Annotated in this window: 10 protein-coding genes; 6 read left to right on the forward strand and 4 right to left on the reverse strand. The window is 50.4% G+C overall.

Annotation, left to right across the window (positions count from 1 at the left end):
• Positions 1 to 109: 109 nt before the first annotated feature.
• Positions 110 to 1,087 carry an ABC transporter substrate-binding protein gene (locus H3L95_RS09475; RefSeq protein WP_003758330.1) on the reverse strand — a complete coding sequence of 326 codons (978 nt, stop codon included), beginning with the start codon at positions 1,085 to 1,087 and terminating at the stop codon, positions 110 to 112.
• 402 nt (positions 1,088 to 1,489) lie between these two features.
• Between H3L95_RS09475 and coaD the strand changes: the two genes are divergently transcribed.
• Positions 1,490 to 2,020, forward strand: coding sequence for a pantetheine-phosphate adenylyltransferase (gene coaD, locus H3L95_RS09480; RefSeq protein ID WP_003758322.1), 531 nt, complete (start codon positions 1,490 to 1,492; stop codon positions 2,018 to 2,020).
• Between the two features lie 322 nt (positions 2,021 to 2,342).
• Here the strand turns inward: coaD and H3L95_RS09485 are convergent, their stop codons facing one another.
• From H3L95_RS09485 to H3L95_RS09500, 3 genes are all read right to left on the reverse strand, one after another.
• Positions 2,343 to 3,074: a LytR/AlgR family response regulator transcription factor gene (locus tag H3L95_RS09485; protein ID WP_003758320.1), complete on the reverse strand. Its 732-nt coding sequence runs from the start codon at positions 3,072 to 3,074 to the stop codon at positions 2,343 to 2,345.
• A 278-nt stretch (positions 3,075 to 3,352) separates the two neighbouring features.
• The gene (gene gluQRS, locus H3L95_RS09490; protein WP_003758314.1) at positions 3,353 to 4,240 is read right to left on the reverse strand and encodes a tRNA glutamyl-Q(34) synthetase GluQRS; all 888 of its coding nucleotides are present in this window, start codon (positions 4,238 to 4,240) and stop codon (positions 3,353 to 3,355) included.
• Positions 4,241 to 4,640: 400 nt separating this feature from the next.
• The gene (locus tag H3L95_RS09500; RefSeq protein WP_182096144.1) at positions 4,641 to 6,809 is read right to left on the reverse strand and encodes a primosomal protein N'; all 2,169 of its coding nucleotides are present in this window, start codon (positions 6,807 to 6,809) and stop codon (positions 4,641 to 4,643) included.
• A 138-nt stretch (positions 6,810 to 6,947) separates the two neighbouring features.
• Here H3L95_RS09500 and H3L95_RS09505 point away from each other — a divergent pair, with 138 nt between their 5' ends.
• The 5 genes from H3L95_RS09505 to vgrG all read left to right on the forward strand — a co-directional run bounded on the left by H3L95_RS09505 (position 6,948) and on the right by vgrG (position 17,928).
• On the forward strand, positions 6,948 to 7,742 hold the full coding sequence (locus tag H3L95_RS09505) for a DsbC family protein (protein ID WP_003758306.1): 795 nt from the start codon (positions 6,948 to 6,950) through the stop codon (positions 7,740 to 7,742).
• A 262-nt stretch (positions 7,743 to 8,004) separates the two neighbouring features.
• The gene (mltA, locus tag H3L95_RS09510; protein ID WP_040668468.1) at positions 8,005 to 9,327 is read left to right on the forward strand and encodes a murein transglycosylase A; all 1,323 of its coding nucleotides are present in this window, start codon (positions 8,005 to 8,007) and stop codon (positions 9,325 to 9,327) included.
• A 439-nt stretch (positions 9,328 to 9,766) separates the two neighbouring features.
• Positions 9,767 to 10,708, forward strand: a complete 942-nt coding sequence (locus H3L95_RS09515) for a hypothetical protein (protein WP_003758298.1) — start codon at positions 9,767 to 9,769, stop codon at positions 10,706 to 10,708.
• 697 nt (positions 10,709 to 11,405) lie between these two features.
• Entirely contained in the window at positions 11,406 to 11,873 is a 468-nt protein-coding gene (locus H3L95_RS09520; RefSeq protein WP_003758293.1) for a lysozyme inhibitor LprI family protein, read from the forward strand.
• A 250-nt stretch (positions 11,874 to 12,123) separates the two neighbouring features.
• Positions 12,124 to 17,928 carry a type VI secretion system tip protein VgrG gene (gene vgrG / locus H3L95_RS09525; protein WP_003758291.1) on the forward strand — a complete coding sequence of 1,935 codons (5,805 nt, stop codon included), beginning with the start codon at positions 12,124 to 12,126 and terminating at the stop codon, positions 17,926 to 17,928.
• Positions 17,929 to 18,288 lie beyond the last annotated feature (360 nt).

Genomic DNA, 18,288 nt, shown 5'->3' on the forward strand with positions numbered 1-18,288 from the left:
TAGTAATGAAGGCTTTTTGTGTACTGTTCTGAATATTATCTAATAGGTCGTCTGAAAAGGGTATATTGGATTCCCCAATACAACCCCTTTTCAGACGACCTCTTTCCCTTTAAGCCAAGAAGAACCCGTTATCCGGCAGCTTGCCGCCCAAGAGTTTCGGGTTGAACTGCATCAGGATTTCGTAAAACTTCAAAATCTCGTTCTTCACTTCGCTGCCTTTGGTTACCGTCAGCCGCGCGCCGTCCAAGCCCATGACTAGGGCGGGTTCGGGGGCGGGGAGGTAGTTTTTGCCGATTTTCGCCGCGCTTTGGCGGTTGGCGAGTATCCAGTTGAGCGCGTTTTTCAAATCCTGATGGAAGATGTCGAATTGCGCCTTGTGCGCGTGGAAATATTCTTCGTTGGCGATGATGCCCGCCATCGGAATCAACGGTTTGGTGTCAAACGCCTGTCCCCATGCTTTCACTAAATCAAAGCCGCGCACGACGTTTACGCCCATGGTTTTGCCTTTGAGCATACCCGCGCTCGCCATCGGTTCGGGCAGGATGGCGGCGTGGTAATCCTTACTCAAAAACAGCCCCACGGCTTCGGGCGGCGTGGCGGTGTAAGTGATGCCGACTTTGTGCGCGTCGATTTTCAGTTTTTTCAACAAGGCTTGCAGCACGATGTCGGGCATGTCGTTTTTAAACGGCACGAGGATTTTTTTGCCGACCAAATCCTGCGGCGAGGCAATCGCGCTGCCTTTGCAGACCAACTGCGTGATGCCGTTGGTCAAAATATTCACCATGCCGACTTTCTGCCCTTGGTTGCGCAGGTTCACGCCGACATTGCTCGGACTCATCATCACTTTAAATTGCCCGCTCGCCACGCCCGCGCGAAGCTGGTCGGGCGAACGCCAAACCTTGAGCGACACATCCGCCTGCTTCGCCAGCTTGCCCTGCAACGCCGCTACGGCGATGGTGACGCTGGGCATCGCCGGCGCGCCATAAATGGTAAATTGCTCTTTCCCCGCCGCCAACAGCGAAGGCGAAACCCCTGCTGCTGCCAGTGCGGCAGTCATTTTTAAGAAATCACGTCTTTTCAGTTCCATTTTCCAATCTCCATATCGAATCCGTCTGAAATATAGCGGATTAACTTTAAACCAGTACGGCGTTGCCTCGCCTTGTCCTGATTTAAATTTAATCCACTATACAAATGCACTTTCGCCCATTTGCCTAATACGGATAAATTTTGATAATAATTTCTATTTATTATGCTATTAAAGGATTTCGAAGTAAAGGAAGGCTAATCCGGTGTCGCCGCATTATTGCTTTAAACCGCCTGAAGCGAATCTTTCCGGCGTTTGATTTCATATCAATCATGTTTTAATGAATGGGTTGTCTGAAAACCCGGTTTCGCCCCAATACGGACTGATTTGTGTTTCAGACGACCTTTTTGACATTCCCGCCCCCGCCCGCTATGCTGACGGCTGCCATCACTCATTCTACTTTCCATGAAAACGATTCCCCCGCGCCGCGCTGTTTACGCAGGCAGTTTCGACCCGCCGACGCTCGGTCATCTTTGGATGATAAAAGAAGCACAGGCGCTTTTTGACGAGCTCGTCGTCGCCATCGGCATCAACCCTGAAAAACGCAACACCTACACCATAGACGAACGCCGCGCCATGCTCGAAGCGATTACGGGCGACTTCCCCAACGTCCGCATCTGTGTATTTGAAAACCGCTTCCTTGTCCGCTACGCGCGCGAAATCGGCGCGGGATTTATCGTTCGCGGCATCCGTTCTGCCGCCGACTACGAATACGAACGCTCCATGCGCTATATCAACAGCGACCTTGCACCCGAAATTTCGACGGTCTTCCTGATGCCGCCGCGCGAAATCGCCGAAGTATCTTCCACCATGGTCAAAGGCTTGGTCGGCCCCGACGGCTGGCGCGACATGATACGCCGCTACCTGCCCGAAGCCGTGTACGACAAAATCGTGCGGGATCATGATAAAACGGCGAATGACGGCGCATCGCGATAAGGTTCGGGCAACGGGATAACCTGTTGCCCCGCCTTATCCTAATCTTATAGTGGATTAAATTTAAATCAGGACAAGGCGACGAAGCCGCAGACAGTACAGATAGTACGGAACCGATTCACTTGGTGCTTCAGCACCTTAGAGAATCGTTCTCTTTGAGCTAAGGCGAGGCAACGCCGTAATGATTTAAAGTTAATCCACTATATCTATCCGCTACTCTGCCGCCTTGTTACGACTACCGTGTCGGTTCACGACAAGGGGTCGTCTGAAAAACAAAAGCCCTGCCAAACGGCAGGGCTTTGTTGATGATGCGGCAAAGCCGCCATCAGATTTGTTTTTTCAGAATTTTGCGCAGGGTTGCCAATTGGCGGCGGCTGACGGGAAGCGGTTTGGGTACGTCCAAGACCTTCGCGCCCCAAATGGCATTGCTTTCATCTTCCTCTTCATCCAAGCGGATAAGGCAGTCTAAGGTGTGTCGGAACACGATGGCATTGCGGTGGATGCGGATCACTTTGTCTCCGAGCAGCTCTTCCCAAGAAACCAGCGTTTTGGGCAATTCGTATCGCTGTCCGTCGCCGGTAATCAGGAATACGGTTTTATGTTCCGCCAATAAATAACGCGCCTGCTGCCATGGGATTTCAATCATCAGATCACGGCTGAAGACGGTGAAATGGGTGAAATCGTCGGCTTTTTCACGGTATTTTTCGCCGACGCGGTCAAGCGCAGCTTGCAGACGGGTCATTCTGATGGGCTTGAGCAGATAGTCGGCGGCAGCCAATTCGAAGGCACGCAGGGCGTGTTCTTCATAGGCGGTGGTGAAAATAATTTCGGGCTGGCGTTTGGCACCGCGCTTGATGCGCTCGACAAACTCCAAACCGTTGATTTCAGGCAGGCCGATATCGGCGAATACGATATCTGCTTCATGTATGCTCAACCAATCCAATGCCGGCTGGGCATGGTGGAATACATTAAGCAAGACGACATTGCATTCTTCAAGTAAGACCCGTAAACGCTCTGCTGCCAGCACTTCGTCTTCAACAATAATGGCACTTAACATAATCTTTTTTTCTTTGTTATTTTAAATACGAATGTGAATTTTAAATCAATACACAACGTTCCCGCGTGTTTCCGGTATGTTGAAACATTTTTCTCATACGGTTGCCTCTTTCTGCCGTTTTGGCAGACAGGCCAAACATTCATCTGAAATGAAAGTGACCTTGAGGTGTTTAGGAATATACCTTAATTCTGTTAACTTTATCCAAAAAACAAGCGATTACTTACAAAAATTAAAAAATTTAAGTAATACCTCAAGTAATTTGTTGCAAATTTACAAATTTACTCCGTGACTATGTCATTAACCGGTATCGCCCGTATCTCCCAATGTAAAACCGCCCACGCCAACAATTCTTCGGGTCGGTCAACCTCGGGCGCGTCGGGAAGATTGAGATAACGCATCACTTGCCGCAAAAGCGCTTCGCGCCGGTTCAAATCCAAAGCGGGAGCAAGCGTTTGTTTGGACCATTTCTGCCCCTGCGAATTCACCAGCAAAGGCAGGTGCACGTAATGCGGCGTGTTTGCGCCGAGGCATTGCTGCAAATAAATCTGACGCGGCGTGGACACCAGCAAATCCTGTCCGCGCACGATATGTGTGACTCCTTGTTCGGCATCGTCCGCGACTACGGCAAGTTGATACGCCCAAAAACCGTCCGCACGCAGCAGGACGAAATCGCCGATATCGTGTGCCAGATTTTGGGCGTAATAGCCGACAATCCCATCCTGAAAACCGATTATCCTGTCGGGAACGGCAATCCGCCAAGCAGGCGTTTTCCCATTCGCTTCAGGCCTTTGCGCCGGAACGCGGCAACGCCCGTTATACACAAATCCGTCCGCCCCCGCCGTTGCCGCCGCCTGCCAGTCTTTACGGCTGCAATAACAAGGATATACCAGCCCCTCACTTTTCAGACGACCCAATGCCTCTTGATACAGCCCGTTCCGTCGGCTTTGGTAGGCGACTTCGCCGTCCCATTCAAAGCCGAACGCTTCCAATGTGTGCAAAATATGCGCGGCAGCGCCCGCCATTTCCCTGGGCGGGTCCAAGTCTTCCATACGCACCAGCCACTTGCCGCCGTTGGCACGCGCATCGGCATAAGAAGCCAAAGCAGTCAGCAGCGAGCCTATGTGCAGCAAACCCGTAGGGCTGGGGGCGAAGCGTCCTATATACATGCAAACTCCGTATGGAACTCAAAATGGGCGATATGTCGGCAAAGCCTGAACTGCCAACTGCGGCGCAGCATCAGGCTTTCATGCCGCGTATTTTATCGTAGGGCTTTTGTGAAGGCCCAAATGTTTTTAACCCCGCTCATCCTAACCTTGCTGCTTTTCACAAACCATCAAGACGTTTTATAGTGGATTAACTTTAAATCAGGACAAGGCGACGAAGCCGCAGACAGTACAGATAGTACGGAACCGATTCACTTGGTGCTTCAGCACCTTAGAGAATCGTTCTCTTTGAGCAGCTAAGGCGAGGCAACGCCGTACTGGTTTAAAGTTAATCCACTATAAACAAAAAGGTCGTCTGAAAATGCCTCTTCCGCTTTTTCAGACAACCCCTTCCCTATCCCGCTTACGCCTCCTGCGCATCCACATCCACCGACCATCGGATTTTGCCGTCGCGGTTTTGCTGCAACACCTGCACCCACAAACTCACGGCGCGGTGCAAATCTTGTCGGGATGTTGATTCGAGGAAGATTTGTGCGCGTTCGCGTTCGGCGAGGCGCACCATCAGCATGGGGGCGGCACCGAACTGGGAGACGCTTGCGGGCAAGAGCGGGGCGAGGGTTTCTTTGGCGGCGTTGAGAAACTCCATCGCATCGGCAACGCGCGGCGCGTCGGCGCGGACGGCGGTCTGAAAACCGAAGGGCGGCATGGCGAACATTTGCCGCTCGTTCAATTCGTTTTCGGCAAACACGGTGTAGTCCTGCGCTTTGACGGCGGCGAAGACGGGATGTTCGGGCAGTTGGGTCTGTATCAGCACCTTGCCGGGTTTGTCGGCGCGCCCCGCCCTGCCGGACACTTGCATCAGCTCGGCGAACAGCCTTTCCGGCGCGCGGAAATCCGCGCTGTACAGGCTGCCGTCGGCGTTCAACACGATAACCAGGTTGAGCCGCGCGAAATCATGGCCTTTGGCGAGCATCTGCGTGCCGACCAGAATGTCGATTTCGTTGTCGGCGATGCGGCGGTACAAATCCGCCCAGTCGTTTTTGTGCGCCGTGCTGTCCCTGTCGACGCGGACAACGGTTGCTTTCGGCAGGAAGGCGCGCAGGGTTTCTTCGACGCGCTGCGTGCCGTGGCCGACGGCGGTCAGGTCTTGGTTGCCGCAGTCGGGGCATTTGAACGGGATGGGTTCGCGGTGGTCGCAGTGGTGGCAGCGCAGTTGGCGGGCGCGTTGGTGCAGCACCATTTTGGCGGAGCAGTTCGGACAGCCGAAGGTATGGCCGCAGTCGCCGCAAAACAGCGCGGGCGCGAAACCGCGACGGTTGAGGTACACCAGCGACATGCCGCCTGCTTCGAAGTTCTGTTTCAAAAGCTGCAAAGCCTGCGGCGAGAAGCCGTTGTCGAGTTTCAGACGACCTACGTTGAGGATGTCCACTTGCGGCAGTTGCGCGGTGGTGTGGGCGCGTTCGGTCAGTTGCAGCAGGCGGTACGCGCCGCTTTGCGCTTTGTGCCAGCTCTCCAAGCTGGGCGTGGCGCTGCCCAACACGACGGGGCAGCCGCTCTGCTTCGCACGCCACACCGCCAAATCGCGGGCGTGGTAGCGCAATTCGTTGTCCTGTTTGAACGAGCCGTCGTGTTCCTCATCGACCACAATCAGTCCGACATCAGGCAAAGGCGTGAACACCGCCAGCCGCGTGCCAATCACCAGCTTCGCCTGCCCCAATATGGCGCGCAGATAATCCTGCGTGCGCTTGCCTGCCGCCATCTGGCTGTGCAACACGGCGGTCGGCACGTCGGCAAAACGGTTTTCCACCCGCTTCAAAAGCTGCGGCGTGAGGTTGATTTCGGGCAACAGAAACAACACCTGCCGCCCCTGCGCCAACACTTTCGCCATCGCATCAAAATACACCTCGGTCTTGCCGCTGCCGGTGATGCCGTACAGCAGAAACGGCTGAAAGCTGCCGAAGGTCGTCTGAATTTCATCGGAAGCTTGTTGCTGGTTGGCGTTGAGCTGAAATTCAGACGACCTTAAAACGGGTTTCGCCGCTTCCGTCGTTTCAATCCAACCCTTTTCCGTCCAATCCTCAATCAATTTCACCGCCTGCGCGTTCACCTGTTTCAACGCCGCCATCGTCATCCCGCCCGACAATAGCGCGTCCCACAAAGCCGCTTTTTTGTTGAACCGCGCCGGCGGCGGCGTTTGCGCCCTGCCCGCTTCGTTCAGCGCGTAAAACAACGGCGGCTGCGGCATTTCCACCGCGCGCGTTTCCTTCAAACCCTGCGGCAGCGCGGCAAACACCGCCTGCCCCGTCGGATAGTGGTAATAACGCGACGTAAACGAGAGCAAATCACGCCAGCTTTCAGGCAGCGGCGGTTCGTCCGAAAAGGCCGTCTGAACGCTCAAAATCCGCGCCGCGTCCATATCCGGCGCAATATCCGTTTCCCACACAATCCCGACCACGGTCTTGTTGCGGAAAGGCACAAGCACCCGCGCGCCCAGCGGCAGCGGCTCGGAATGGGAATAAGTCAAAAGGCCGTCTGAAAGCGGCACGTTTACGGCGATGCGGTGGTAGATCATACAGGCAGGCAAATCGTTTTTTTGCGTATTTTAACAGCCGAAAGCTATTTTCAGACGATAAATTGAGCCTCAATACAATGCAGGCATGACAGAGGTTTGATACAATGCGGTTTTCTTGACACACGCCTATACTTAAAAATGAAAACCAAATTAATCAAAATCTTAGCCCCCATCGCTCTGATCTCACTGACCGCGTGCGGGCAAACGCCCGTTTCACAGGCAAATGCAGCGCCCTCTTCAGCCGCCAAGCCCGCCGCCCCCGTACAAGGCAAAGTCGGCGAAGCCTTGAAAGCCCGCCTCGAAAAAATTTACGAATCCCAAGGCCTGAAAGTCATCAGCGTCAGCGAAACCCCTATTCAAGGCATTTATGAAGTCGTTGTCAGCGGCAAACAAATCATTTACACCGATGCCAAAGGCGACTATATGTTTGTCGGCGACCTCATCGACGTCAACACGCGCAAAAGCCTGACCGACGAACGCGCCGCCGATTTGAACAAAATCGACTTCGCCTCCCTGCCTTTGGACAAAGCGATTAAAGAAGTGCGCGGCAACGGCAAGCTGAAAGTCGCCGTCTTCTCCGACCCCGACTGCCCATACTGCAAACGCTTGGAACACGAGTTTGAAAAAATGACCGACATCACGATCTACAACTTCATGATGCCGATTCCGAGCCTGCACCCCGATGCCGCGCGTAAAGCCGAAATCCTGTGGTGTCAGCCTAACCCGACCCAAGCCTGGACCGACTGGATGCGCAAAGGCCAATTCCCGAGCGGCAAAGCCAATTGCGACAATCCCGTTGCCGAAACCACTTCTTTGGGCGAACAATTCGGCTTCAACGGCACACCTACCCTCGTCTTCCCGAACGGCCGCAGCCAAAGCGGATACAGCCCCATGCCGCACCTCAAAAAAATCATCGAAGACAATCAGAAATAAGATTGGCTTCAAGATACGGCAAAGGTCGTCTGAAAACCGATATACAAGGTTTTCAGACGACCTTTTTCATACCGCCGAAGCAGGCAGGCAAACTGTGTTAAAATCCCAAGCTCTTGAATAAACGGACCAAATATCCCGTCTGCAAATCTGTCCATCCGATGCAAACCGATTTTCTGAGTACATCCCAAGCAAGTCGGCGCAGCCGCTTGATACGTTTCACCCTATCCGGCGGCAGATTTCAGACGACCTTTAAGACAGCATTATGAAAAAACACCTATACCGCATCACACTCCTCACCATCGCCGCAGCCGTCCTTTCCGCCTGCCCGAGCAAACGCATCAAAAACCTCCCCGAAACCGATACTATTACCATCAAAGGCCCCGACCGCCCCACCGGTACGCCCGACCCCGCCGGCACCACCGTCAGCGGCGGCGGCGCGACCTACACCGTCGTGTCCCACCAAGAACTGCCGCACTGGAGCACCCAACACTTCGTCAAAAGCCTCCAATCCTTCCGCTTAGGCTGCGAGAAACTGAAAAACCGCACAGGCTGGCAAGATGTCTGCGCCCAAGCCATGCAGACGCCCCTCCACCATTTCCAAGCCAAACATTTCTTCGAACGCTATTTCACCCCTTGGCAGGTCAGCAACAACGGCAACCCCGCCGGCACCATCACCGGCTACTACGAACCCGTCCTGCTCGGCGATGACAAAGCCACAAGCAAAGCCCGCTTCCCCATCTACGGCATCCCCAACGACTTCGTTTCCGTCCCACTGTCCGCCAATTTGAGAGGCAGCAAAGCCACCGTCCGCATCCGCCAAACCGGTGCCAACAGCGGCGTCATCGACAACAGCGGCACACACACCGCCGACCTGTCCCAATTCCCCATTACCGCCCGCAGCACCGCCCTCAAAGGCAGATTTGAAGGCAGCCGCTTCGTTCCTTATTACACCCGCAACCAAATCAACGGCGGCGCGCTCAACGGCAAAGCCCCCATCCTCGGTTACGCAGAAGACCCCGTCGAACTCTTCTTCATGCACATCCAAGGTTCAGGTCGTCTGAAAACCCCGTCCGGCAAATACATCCGCGTCGGATTCGCCGACAAAAACGAACACCCCTACGTCTCCATCGGACGCTACATGGCAGACAAAGGCTACCTCCCCCTCGCACAAACCAGCATGCAGGGCATCAAAGCCTACATGAAGCAAAACCCCGGCCGCCTCGCCGAAGTCTTGGGACAAAACCCCAGCTACGTCTTCTTCCGCGAACTGACCGGCAGCAGCGAAGCCGGACCGGTCGGCGCATTGGGCACACCGCTCTTGGGTGAATACGCAGGCGCCATCGACCGCCACTACATCACTCTAGGCGCACCGCTGTTTGTCGCCACCGCCCATCCGACCACCAAAAAAGCCCTCAACCGCCTCATCATGGCGCAAGACACCGGCAGCGCCATCAAAGGCGCCGTCCGCGTGGACTACTTCTGGGGCTACGGCGATGAAGCAGGCGAGGTTGCCGGCAAAATGAAAACCACAGGCTACGTCTGGCAACTCCTGCCCAACGGCATGAAACCCAGTTACCAGCCTTAACATCAGCTAAAAAGTCAAAAGGTCGTCTGAAAACCGTTTTTCAGACGACCTTTTTTTCATTTATAGTGGATTAAATTTAAATCAGGACAAGGCGACGAAGCCGCAGACAGTACAGATAGTACGGAACCGATTCACTTGGTGCTTCAGCACCTTAGAGAATCGTTCTCTTTGAACTAAGGCGAGGCAACGCCGTACTGGTTTAAAGTTAATCCACTATACCAACCAACCATTCACACGACATCTTTACCACTCATCATCACCCATTTGTCCTTTTGAGCTTTTTGATTTATGTTCAGACTTTCATCTAGCAGTATTTTAAAAAATAGACGCCAACCCTAAAGATAAGCAAAAAATGAAAAAATTATTATTGGCAGTTGCCTTATTGTCTTTGCGCCTACCTTTAATGCAGATTTAAAACCACAAAAAACGGACGATAATCATGCCTAATAATCTGATAAATAAAATCATTTCATTCACCGCCATCATCTTCTTATCAGGAGGCTGCATCCCTTTCTCAAAAGAGACACCCAAAGACAACCTGCCCGACACGGTGTCCATTACCCTGCCGGAATCCAGCAAACATTTTGTTAACAGATTCCCTGAAAATTATGCAGGACCTTCTGACGACTCAGAATTTTTTAATGTCAATCAATATGAAATAGACTTTAATCAGGAAAAAACCGTTGTTTTTGAACATGGCAAACATACTTTTAAAATACCTCATGTAAGCAGTATTACCGCATATGAAAATCGAAGTCATAACCCGTTCTTAGGCATTGATGAATTTGACATGTTTTCTGGCCTAGGCAAAAGCAGCAACATCAGTGATGAAGAAGCAAGACAGAATTTCTATAATCTGATCAGGCAGATGCATCAAGCCGGTTGGACAGATTTGATTTCCCGCAGCGCACCAAGGATTAAGCACGACCGTAAAAATGCCGCCGCCTTTTTTGAAGTGGAAAACAGTAGAATTAAAGCAAAACCGATAACCGGCATTCCCACCGCTATTGAACTAACCCCTGAGGAATGGAAGAAACTGCCCAACTTAGCTCAGATAGGGACTCTATATGCGGAGGGTGTGCTTGTGGAGTTTATGCTTGGTAAGGATAACTCAGAACAATATCGTGACCAATACGGCAACGGTCAGTATGCTCTGCAAATTACCGTAAAAGCATATTGGGATTTCCTCCGGTTACATGTACAAGAAGAATTTAGCAAACCGGGCTACCGCGAAGCCTTGGATAAAGAGCTCCGCTTAAGAGCAAAGGAAAGGAAAAAAATGGAAGACAAAGCCCGCGCAGAAGGCTTCGAGATCGACGAAAGCTATCAAGACCCGCCTGTTCCTCCTTTAATAGCACTCCCGCGCGACGGTTCCCGCTGATTGAAACGGGAAAAAGCAAGCGTAGATTGGCTTCAAAAACCCATATTTCGACGATTTGACGGTTTTGCAGAAGTACCCGGCCTATTTACCCTATCGATATAAAAAGTTTTATATATTGGTGATTTAAATGAATTCAAAAACTAAACAGTGGCTTTCAATTTTATTAATGCCACATATACTTACCGCTCTACTCCTAGGGCCGGGCATGCTGATTTATTTTATGGGCGGGATTTTTGGAGTCTACTTGATCTTTCCATATTTAGGCCAAGGCAGATATTTTGACAATTTAATATATATCGGCTTACCAATTGTTTTCATTACTTTAATTTTAGGATTTGTTTTACGGAATAAACTTATCGGACGCCGTTTGGTTTCCTTAGCCATATATCTATGGTTCGTAATCGGTTTTCTCTGTCTTTCTGCTCATTATTAGCAAGTAATATAGTGGATTAAATTTAAATCAGGACAAGGCGACGAAGCCGCAGACAGTACAGATAGTACGGAACCGATTCACTTGGTGCTTCAGCACCTTAGAGAATCGTTCTCTTTGAGCTAAGGCGAGGCAACGCCGTACTGGTTTAAAGTTAATCCACTATAATTGTATTGTTAACCCATTTTAGTAAGTGTAGGCTTAGATGGAAACCAAATATTTTAAATAACTGTTTGCCACTATGTATATTGAAGAAAGGATTGCGTTGTGATCACTTTAAATAATAGAGCTTTATTTATTACAATTTGCCTCGCCCCAACTTTTACACTTGGAGATTTACCTGAAACAGTTATTGATAAAGATGCATTAAACAAACCATGTCATGTAAACAGTATAATACAAGAGGATATTCTTATATGTTTTTCTAAGTCATATCTATTGGCACAGAAAGAATTAAATAATAATTATTCAATTGCTCAAAAGCAGAAAAATGTAAATATAAGAAATTATTTAATTCACCAACAAAGGCAATGGAATAAAAACAAATTTGATGAATGCTTGATATTGCCAGAGAAAGAGGTTGGGAGAGAGGGGATATTTGAATATTTGCAATGTGCTACAGATGCCATTTTAAAGCGAAATAGCTATTTAAAAGAAATTTATGTATGTGGCAATGAACCTTGCCAATTTGAAGAACCATATTTCTTTCAAACTATTGGGCATGATAAGGATTAACAACCCATCCACCCTCGAATTATAAAATAACATTTTCTTAAATTAATATATAAAATCTAAATTAGAACCTGGTATTTATCAAGGTCGTCTGAAACTCAACTTTCAGACGACCTTCTTTAGTCCCAAATCTATTCACCCATCACTTTCAGAAACCACACATACGACATTTTTGCCGCTTGTCATTAATCATTTGTCTTGCCTGCCTTTTTGATTTATGTTTAAACTTTCATCATAAATCATCCAGATCGCCATGACTGCCCGCCAATCCTACCACCTTACCTTCGCCCGGTTCTCCCCCTCACTTTCAGTCCGCTCTTTCACCGCCTCCGAAGCCGCCAACACCGCCTACCGCGTCGAAATCACCGCCACCTCCACCGATTCCTCCCTGCCGCTGTCTTCCTACCTCAACCAGCGCGCAGCGTTTGAAATCCGTCCGCAGGAGGCCGTATTGTCCGAAGTCGCCGCCGCCTTTTCAGCCGGTTCGGACGAATCTCCGGCGAAACAATGGCAGGGCATTATTACTTCATGCGAGAAGCTGTCCGTATCCAAGGATGAAACCGTTTACCGCTTTGTTTTAGAGCCGCGTGTCGCGGCTTTAAAACATTTCCAATCCTCCCGACTGTTTCAAAACCAAACCGTCCCCGACATCGTTGCCGCCGTCTTCAAACATCACGGCTTCTCCGGTGTCGACTACCGTTTCCAAAAAAGCCGCAGTTACACTGTCCGCGAGTATGTGACCCAGTATCTCGAAAGCGACTTCGACTTTATCAACCGCCTGTGTGAGGAAGAAGGCATTTGGTATGCCTTCGAACAGCATGAGCAACATGGCGACGTAGTCGTCTTCGGCGACAGTCCCGAACACTACTTCCGCGACCAAAGTCTGCCCGTTTCCTACCGCCCCCATGCCGGACTGGAAAGCGTCGGTACCGAAGCACTCTTCAACTTAAGCATCCGTCACAACCCCATCGTCGAAGGCATACGCAGTGCCGACTACAACTACCGTACCGCCGATACCGACCTCTTTGCCGAAACCGACAACAAACAGTCTGAAGAGTCGGCCGACAATACCGTCTTACTGGGCAAACAGCAAAACTGGGGCCTTCATCCCAAAACCCCCGACGAAGCCAAAGTTCAGACGACCCTGTTGAACGAAGCCGTCCTCTGCCGCCAAACCGTCGCCAACGGCAGCGGCAACGTCGTCTCCATGGCGCCGATGAAAGTGTTCCAAACCGATACCGCCTTCCCCGAAGCACCCGACGGCTGGCTGGTACTCGGTATGGAACACAGCGGCAGCCGCGATACCGCCTATACCCATACCTTTACCGCCATACCCGCCCAACTTGCCTTCCGTCCCGAACGCACCACACCGCGTCCCCATATCGCCGGCACACTGCCCGCACGGGTGACCGCGGCGGAGAACTGCACCTACGCCTACATCGACGACATGGGACGCTACCGCGTCAAACTGCCGTTTGATTTGGACGAATGGAGTCCCGGCGGAGAAAGCCGTCCCGTCCGACTGGCCAAACCCTATGCCGGTCCCGAATACGGTCTCCACTTCCCCTTACACGAAGGCACCGAAGTCATGCTGTCCTTCGTCCAAGGCAACCCCGACCGCCCGTATATCTCCGGCGTCATGCACGACAGCGCCCATCCCGACCACATTCCTGCCGATTGGAACACCAGGAACGTCATCCGCACCTGGGCGAACAACAAACTCAGGATGGAAGACCAAAAAGGTCAGGAACACATCAAACTCGCCACCGACTACCAAAAATCCCAACTCAACCTCGGCCACATCGTCGACTCAAGTCGGGAAAAACGCGGAGAGAACGGCGAAGGCTTCGAACTCAGAACCGACGGCTGGGGCGCCGTACGGGCGGGTAAAGGCATACTCGTCAGCTCGGATACTCAGGGAGGTGCAAAAGGCGAAGTTCTGGAGATGGGCAAAGCGATACGACGCATGCGAAAAGCATTGGTTGCTGCCAAATTACTGGATACTGCTGCCAAACGTGCGGGCAATACTGCAACAGAAAGCATTGCTCAAGCAAACCACATCAACAGCAACTTAAAGAAACTGAAAAAATCGGGAATAGTCATTTCCGCTCCCGACGGTCTGGCCGCCAGCACCAAACAAAGCATATTGAATACAGCACAAGGACATATCCACTGGGTCAGCATGCAGGACAGTAATATCAGCGCCGGCAAGAACTTTACTGCACATGCGCTGAAAAGCATCAACCTGTTCGCACAAAATAAAGCCGTTAAAATCCATGCAGCCCAAGGCAAGATTGAAATACAGGCAAAAAATAACAAGATGCAAATTGATGCCAAAAAAGACCTTGAGCTGACCAGCAGCACTGCCAAAGTAATGATCGTTGGCAAGGACGAAGTGATGATTAGCGGTGGTGGAGGCAGCTACATTAAATTGAAAAACGGTGAAATCATCCTTGCCTCCCCTAAAATCGTTCGTGTCAAAGCGCCAGCAATGCCGGTGGGCGGTTCTGATAGCTTTTTCTTTAATGGTTTTGCAAAAACTGATAAAACCTGTATCCCTTGCAAGATTGCCGAATTAATTGGTCGTCCTGTCAATCCTATTTCAGGCATAAAAGTTTTACCGGATGAAACTGATTTTGCTTTTGATGGATTGGTGCCGTTTGTATGGAGTCGCAGCTATTTTTCTGATTTGGAAGAAAGTTGGCTGGGTAGCGGCTGGCGCACCACATTGAGCGCCAAGCTAGAGCGCAAAGACGGTCGTTTTACCTATACCGATAATCAGGGACGTACATTTGACCTGCCAGAACTGGAGGAAGATGAAGGGCAGGTTCTGTTTGAAGCAGAACAAATCATCTTCGAACGAATCGATAATGGCAGCTATCAAATCAGTAATCTGGACGGTAGCAGCAGACATAGATTTTCACCCCTACACTTGAATGACACCGATCGTAATGGCAGCGGTAATGGCACTTACGCTCTGACACAGGTAAGCGACCGTCATGGCAACGGCTATCGCATTGTTTACAATGAAGATACCGGCTTACCTCATACTGTTATTGACGAACTGGGACGTGAGATATGGTTTGAGTTTGACAATCTCAGCCCTTTAACGCAGATCCCCGTTTATCGTCTTACCAGTATGGGTAGCTATAACGATAACCTACCTGAAGGTCGGGAACTTCTTGTCCGTTACCGTTATGACGACAACGGCGATCTTGTCGCGGTAGAAGATGCCGAAGGTTTCGTTCACCGACGTTTCGGCTACCGCCGTCACATGATGATTCGCCACCAAACTACGGCTGGATTAAATACCTACTATCAATACGACCATTACAATCCCCAAGGCCGGGTATTGCGCAGCTATACCGACAACGGTGAAGAATGGCGTTTTGCCTATGCCGACGGGCATACCCAAATCACTGATGCATTAGGGCGTAGTGAGCACCTTTATTACGACCATCATGGCGAAGTCGTCAAAAAAGTCTTTGCAGATGGTAGTAGTATCTTGACAGAACGCGATGCTTTAGGCCGACCCATTAAAATTACTGATGAAATGGGACGTGAAACCCGCTACCGTTATAACGAATGCGGGCTGCTGACCTTTGTTGGTGGAGAAGGCGGACAAAACCAGCACATCCGTTATGACCAAGAACGCCGACCGGTAGAGATTACCCTCCCGCACAATCAAAAGACTCTGATTGAGTACAACGAACAAGGATTACCTGCGACCCAAAGCGATAGCAAAGGCAATACAACCCGTTACCGTTACAACGAAAATGGGCAAATTACCCAAATTACCGATGCAAAAAACAATACTTATACTTTCGAATATGACCTGCACCACCGCCTGAGCACTCAAACCGACTGTTCCGGTCAGCAAACCCGCTATACCTATAACGATGAGGGCAAACTCGAAAGTATTACCGATGCTGCCGGTCACACCACGCACTATCATTACCAAAATAGCAAACCATTGCGTACTGACTATCCGGATGGTAGCAGTGAGCACTTCAGCTACGATCATGCTGGTCGACTGAGTGTTCTGACTGATGCCGAAGGCAACCGTACCGCCTACGATTACGACAATGACAGCAAACCAACTATCCGCTACAACGCGCTGGGTGGTGCATTCCAATACCGTTACGATTCCGTAGGTCGTCTGAAAACCCTCGTCAACGAAAACGGCGACAGCTATGCCTTCGAATACGATGAACGCGACCGCCTGATCCGCGAGACCGGCTTTGACGGCAAAATGACACGTTACACCTACAACCCTGCCGGCGAACTCATACGCGAAGAAGAATACGCGTCTGGGAACATTGACGTGCGTACTCGCCCGCTACGGACGATCACCTACCACCGCGACCGTATCGGCCGTATCCGTCAGAAAGACAGTCATCTGGACGGCGGAGAAATCCTGAGCACCCACTACCGCTATGACAAACTTAACCGTCTGATCCAAGCACACAACGCCCATAGTGAGCTTCGCTTCGGCTATGATCACAACGGACTGATTAAAGAACAGCTCATTCACTTGGATGAACCTATTACGTCCAGTACCAGCCGTTCACAATCCAAAGATGTTGCTGCACAGATTACCGAACACCGTTACGACGTACTGGGTAACCGCACCCAAACCATCCTGCCGACAGGTGAAGTTTTAAACCGCCTGTATTACGGCAGCGGACACCTGCACCATATTAACCTAGACGGCACCACCCTTGCCGACATCGAGCGTGATGCCCTGCATCGCCCGATCGAGCGGACCATTGGCAAGTTGAATACCCAATTTCAACTTGACCCATTAGGTCGTCTGAAACAACAAATCGCCCAACCGAACAGCCACAACAAAGCAGACCCTGCCGTCCTTATCGGTCGCCGTTACCAATACGACACTATCGGTAACCTCGTCCGTACCGACGACCAAACCAACGGCAGCAGGAATTACACCTATGACGCACTGGGCAGAATTACCCAAAGCGCGGACGAGCACTACCGCTACGACCCCGCACACAACCTTACCGACGGAAGCAGAATCAGTGGCAACCGCCTTACCCAATACAAAGGCACCAGTTACCGCTACGACCCGTTGGGCAACCTGATCGAGAAACAGCAGCATGACGGCGAAATCCAACATTACCGCTACAATGCGGATAATCAATTGACCGAAGCCGAAATCCATCGCCCCGGACAAAACACCGTCTTATATCGCTACCGCTACGACCCCATAGGTCGCCGCATAGCCAAAGCCCATCCCGACGGCAATGAAATCCAATACCTATGGGACGGCAGCCGCCTGTTACAGGAATACCGTAAAGACCGTACTTACACCTATATTTATACCGAAGACCGAAACTATGAACCCCTTGCTCAAATCACTACCTACAATGGCTCAGACAAGGTAAGAGAAATCCTGTATTACCACAACGATCAAATCGGCATCCCGCGCGAGATGACCGATGAGGAAGGCAATATTGTTTGGAGCGGTGACTATAGCGGCTGGGGCAAACTGACCCAAGAAGGTCGTCTGAAACTGGATGTATACCAACCCTTCCGTCTGCAGAATCAGTATTATGATGAAGAGACAGGGCTGCATTACAACTTCTTCCGCTACTATGATCCGGAGATTGGGCGGTTTACGCAGCAGGATCCGATTAAGCTATTGGGAGGAGAGAGTCTGTATGCGCTCGCTCCAAATGTTTTTGTATGGCTCGATACTTTGGGACTGGCAAAATACAAATGTATCGCAGACGAAAAAGAAGGTGGAGGAACAAGAGGCTATAAGAATGGCAGAAAGCTATGTACTTACAGCTGCACCAATGTAGCTACGAAAAAAACGGTTAGTGTGTTATCTAATTCAGATATGGAAGCAGAAGGTTCTCATTTTTGCAGAGGAGCAGAGATAGGAACAATTCCCAGCCCCCTAAATGGTGTGGCGACAGTTCCCCATTTTCTACGTTACGTTCCTTTCAATATCGATACAAGTGGTGCCCTAGGCTGGTGGGATAGCTGGGGTTCAACTAAAGATATTCATGATCAACTTAAAAAGACTGAATAAAATGAAGCAAAAAAATTACTTCTTACTGATTGCTCAAATTTTACTAAATCTTCCGTCATTGATCTATGTGACCTTATGGATCATGAAGATATCAATAGTGATGGATGCAGAATTATTTTCATATTTACTTACATTCATTAGATTATCAAGCTATATTGCAAGTCTATTCTCAGTAGTCACTCTGATAAATTTACTTTTTATAAGAGATATGAAAACCCTACTGATTTCGGTGATCATAAGTATATTTACATTGTTATTCAGTGCATATACCTTAACTCGGTATGCTTGCGATTCTTTTTATGGATATTATATGTGTTTATTTGTTAAATATATTTTTAAAATAATCCACTAAATAACAAG

The organism is Neisseria sicca (assembly GCF_014054945.1).
GTDB lineage: Bacteria > Pseudomonadota > Gammaproteobacteria > Burkholderiales > Neisseriaceae > Neisseria > Neisseria sicca.